The following is a 3,586-nucleotide window of genomic DNA, read 5'->3' on the forward strand; positions in this document are numbered from 1 at the left end:
GCCGACGCCGTCGACCATGTCCCCCACGCCGTCGCCCAGCGACACCTGTACCACCTGGGCCGAGCCCCAGCAGGCGGGCGCCCTCCTCGCAGCCGGCCCGGCGCTCGGCGTACGCGCCGTCGCCCAGCGCGTGCTTGACGCGGGTGTCCACGACCAGCAGCCGCAGCCCGTGCGCGGCCAGGTCGAAGGGCACCTGGCGCACGGCGAGGTCGCGGGTGTCGAGGTGGAGGGCGTGGCCGTCGGTGCAGCAGGCGGACGCCATCTGGTCCATGACACCGCAGGGCACGCCGACGAAGTCGTTCTCGGCGGCCTGACCGAGGACGGCCAGTTCGGCGGCGCTCAGGCCGAGGCCGAAGAGGTCGTTCAGCGCGAGCGCCACGACCACTTCGAGGGCGGCGGACGAGGAGAGCCCGGCGCCGGTCGGCACGGTGGAGGTGAGCTGGATGTCAGCACCGGTGATCTCGTGCCCGGCCCGGCGCAGCGCCCAGACGACACCCGCCGGGTACGCGGCCCAGCCGTGGCCCTCGTTCGGGGTCAGGCCGCCGACGGAGAGCTGCACGATGCCGCCGGGGACGTCGGTGGAGTGCAGGCGCAGCTGCCCGTCGGTGCGCCGGGCGACGGCGGCACGGGCGACGTGCGGGAGGGCGAGCGGCATGACGAAGCCGTCGTTGAAGTCGGTGTACTCGCCTATGAGGTTGACGCGCCCGGGGGCGGCCCAGACGCCTTCGGGCTCGGTGCCGTACAGCGCGCGGAAGGAGGCGGCGAGGTCGGCGTCGGTGACGGCGGTGGTGGACTCGGTCATGATGCGGTGTTCTCCTCTCGGCGGGCGAACGCCCAGGCGTCGGCGACGATTCCGGCCAGGCCGGGACGGCTCGGCGTCCAGCCCAGGCGCTCGTGGGCGGTGGCGGCGGAGGCGACGAGGACGGCCGGGTCGCCGGCCCGGCGCGGGGCGGCGGTCTCCGGGATCGGGTGGCCGGTGACCTCGCGGACCGTCTCGATGACCTGGCGGACCGAGAAGCCGTTGCCGTTGCCCAGGTTGCAGATGAGGTGCTCACCGGAGGTGGCGGCGCCCAGCGCGAGGAGGTGGGCCTCGGCGAGGTCGGCGACGTGGATGTAGTCGCGGACGCAGGTGCCGTCGGGGGTGGGGTAGTCGTCGCCGTAGACGTTGATCGACTCGCGCTCGCCCGCGGCGACCTGGAGGACCAGCGGGATGAGGTGGGACTCGGGGTCGTGCCGCTCCCCGGTGTTCCCGTAGGCGCCGGCCACGTTGAAGTAGCGCAGCGAGACGGCGGCCAGCCCGTGGGCGGCGGCCTCCCCGGTGATCATGTGGTCGACGGCCAGCTTGGTCGCGCCGTACGGGTTGGTGGGCGCGGTCGGGTCGGTCTCCGTGATGGGGCTGGAGACCGGCTCGCCGTAGGTGGCGGCGGTGGAGGAGAAGACCAGGGTGCGCACCCCGGCGTCCCGCATCGCGGCGAGCAGCGCGGTGGTGCCGCCGACGTTGTTGAGCCAGTACTTCTCCGGGTTCACGACGGATTCGCCGACCTGCGAGAACGCGGCGAAGTGGAGGACGGCGTCGTAGGAGGGGTCGAGCCACTTCGCGGCGTCCTGGATGCGGCCCTCGATGAACTCGGCGCCCTGCGGGACGCCCTCCCGGAAGCCCGTGGAGAGGTCGTCGAGCACGGTGACGGTGTGCCCGGCCTCCAGCAGGTGGGTGGCGACCACACTGCCCACATAACCGGCGCCGCCGGTGACCAGGTACTTCTTCGGGGTGCTGCTGCTCACTTGCTCGCTACCTCTCGCAGTCGCTCGGCCGCGGTCTCCGGCGGCACGTCGTTGATGAACGCTCCCATGCCGGACTCCGATCCGGCGAGGAACTTCAGCTTGCCGGGAGTACGACGGATGGTGAACAGCTCCAGGTGGAGTGCGAGCTCCTCGCGCCCGGGGGCGCGGAACGGCGCCTGGTGCCAGGCGGCGATGTACGGGGTGGGGGGCGCGTCGGGGCCGAAGATCCGGTCGAAGCGGCGCAGGAGTTCCAGGTAGATCTGCGGGAACTCCGCGCGGGCGGCGTCGTCCAGGTCACGGAAGTCGGCGACGCGGTGGCGGGGATAGAGGTGCACCTCGTACGGCCAGTGGGCGGCGTACGGGACGAAGGCGACCCAGTGCTCGCCGGTGAGGACGATCCGGTCGCCCTCGGCGATCTCGCGGGCGACGACGTCCTCGAAGAGGTTGCGCCCGGTCTCCTCGCGGTGGGCGACGGCGGAACGCAACATCAGTTCGGTTCGGGGCGTGACGAAGGGGTACCCGTAGATCTGGCCGTGAGGGTGACCGAGAGTCACACCGATCTCGGCGCCGCGGTTCTCGAAGGGGAAGACCTGGGCGACCTGGTCGAGCTGGGCGAGAGCGGCGGTGCGGTCGGTCCAGGCCGCCAGCACGAGGGCCGCCTGGTCCTCGGTGAGGTCGGCGAAGGAGGAGTCGTGGTCGGAGGCGAAGCACACGACCTCGCAGCGGCCGGAGTCACCGGCGAGCGAGGGGAAGCGGTTCTCGAAGACGACGACGTCGTAGTTGTCGTCGGGGATCTCGCTGAGCCGCCCCTCGCGGGAGGGGCAGAGCGGGCACTCGTCGGCCGGCGGGTGGTAGGTGCGGCCCTGGCGGTGGGAGGCGATGGCCACCGAGTCCCCGAGGAGCGGGTCGCGCCGGATCTCGGACGAAGTGGCGACGGCGTCGAGCGGCCTGCGGTCCACCGCGTCCCGCGCGGTGCCCTCGGCGGAGTCGTAATAGATCAGTTCCCGACCGTCGGCGAGGGTCGTTGCCGTCTTCTTCACCAGGTTCCTCCAAACATAACTAAACACAACTAATCACAATCGAACAGGGGCGTCAATGACGTAACTCTTTGTAGACAAGTTGCTCCTCTGTGTTTGCTTAAGTGGATACCTGGTTCTTTACATCAGGTCATTTCGCCCTCTCGCATCACGATCAAACAAAGAACACCAGTTACTTTGTTCAGTTATTGAACGCGGGGGCGTAGGTTTCATCAGGTTCAGTTCGCGCAACGAAGCGAGTACCCCCCATGAACTATCTGGCTGAAGGGCTCCGGCTCCCCACGAACGGTCTGGATTACACGATCCTGGCCATCTACTTCGTCGTGGTCCTCGGCATCGGCTTCGCGGCTCGCGCCAGCGTGAAGACCAGCCTCGACTTCTTCCTCTCCGGCCGCTCCCTGCCCGCCTGGGTCACCGGTCTGGCCTTCGTGGCCGCCAACCTCGGCGCCACCGAGATCCTCGGCATGGCGGCGACCGGCGCGCAGTACGGCGTCTCGGTCGTCCACTGGTACTGGATCGGCGCCATCCCCGCCATGGTCTTCCTCGGCCTGGTGATGATGCCGTTCTACTACCGCTCGAAGGTCCGGTCCGTCCCGGAGTTCCTTCTCCAGCGGTTCGACAAGTCGGCCCACGTACTGAGTTCGGCCCTGTTCGCGTTCGCCGCCATCCTGATAGCCGGCGTCAACCTGTACGCGCTCTCGATCGTCGTGGAAGCGCTGCTGGGCTGGGACCGCTGGGTCGCGATCGTCGTCGCCGGTGTGTTCGTC

At 69.7% G+C, this 3,586-nt stretch carries 4 protein-coding genes; 1 reads left to right on the forward strand and 3 read right to left on the reverse strand.

Translation table 11 applies throughout. From position 1 onward, the window contains the following. The 3 genes from ACWD3D_RS34705 to galT form a co-directional block, all read right to left on the reverse strand. The coding region (locus ACWD3D_RS34705; protein ID WP_451464672.1) for a galactokinase at positions 1 to 802 on the reverse strand (802 nt) is incomplete at its 3' end. Beyond that, positions 799 to 1,782, reverse strand: a complete 984-nt coding sequence (gene galE, locus ACWD3D_RS34710; protein ID WP_451464673.1) for a UDP-glucose 4-epimerase GalE — start codon at positions 1,780 to 1,782, stop codon at positions 799 to 801. The genes ACWD3D_RS34705 and galE, both read right to left, overlap by 4 nt. After that, on the reverse strand, positions 1,779 to 2,822 hold the full coding sequence (galT, locus tag ACWD3D_RS34715) for a galactose-1-phosphate uridylyltransferase (RefSeq protein ID WP_451464674.1): 1,044 nt from the start codon (positions 2,820 to 2,822) through the stop codon (positions 1,779 to 1,781). The genes galE and galT overlap by 4 nt, the downstream gene beginning before the upstream one ends. 245 nt (positions 2,823 to 3,067) lie before the next feature. On the opposite strand from galT, the gene ACWD3D_RS34720 reads away from it, so the two are divergent. Beyond that, on the forward strand, positions 3,068 to 3,586 hold a 519-nt coding region (locus tag ACWD3D_RS34720), incomplete at its 3' end, for a sodium:solute symporter family transporter (RefSeq protein ID WP_451464675.1).

This window comes from Streptomyces sp. NPDC002690 (assembly GCF_053592415.1).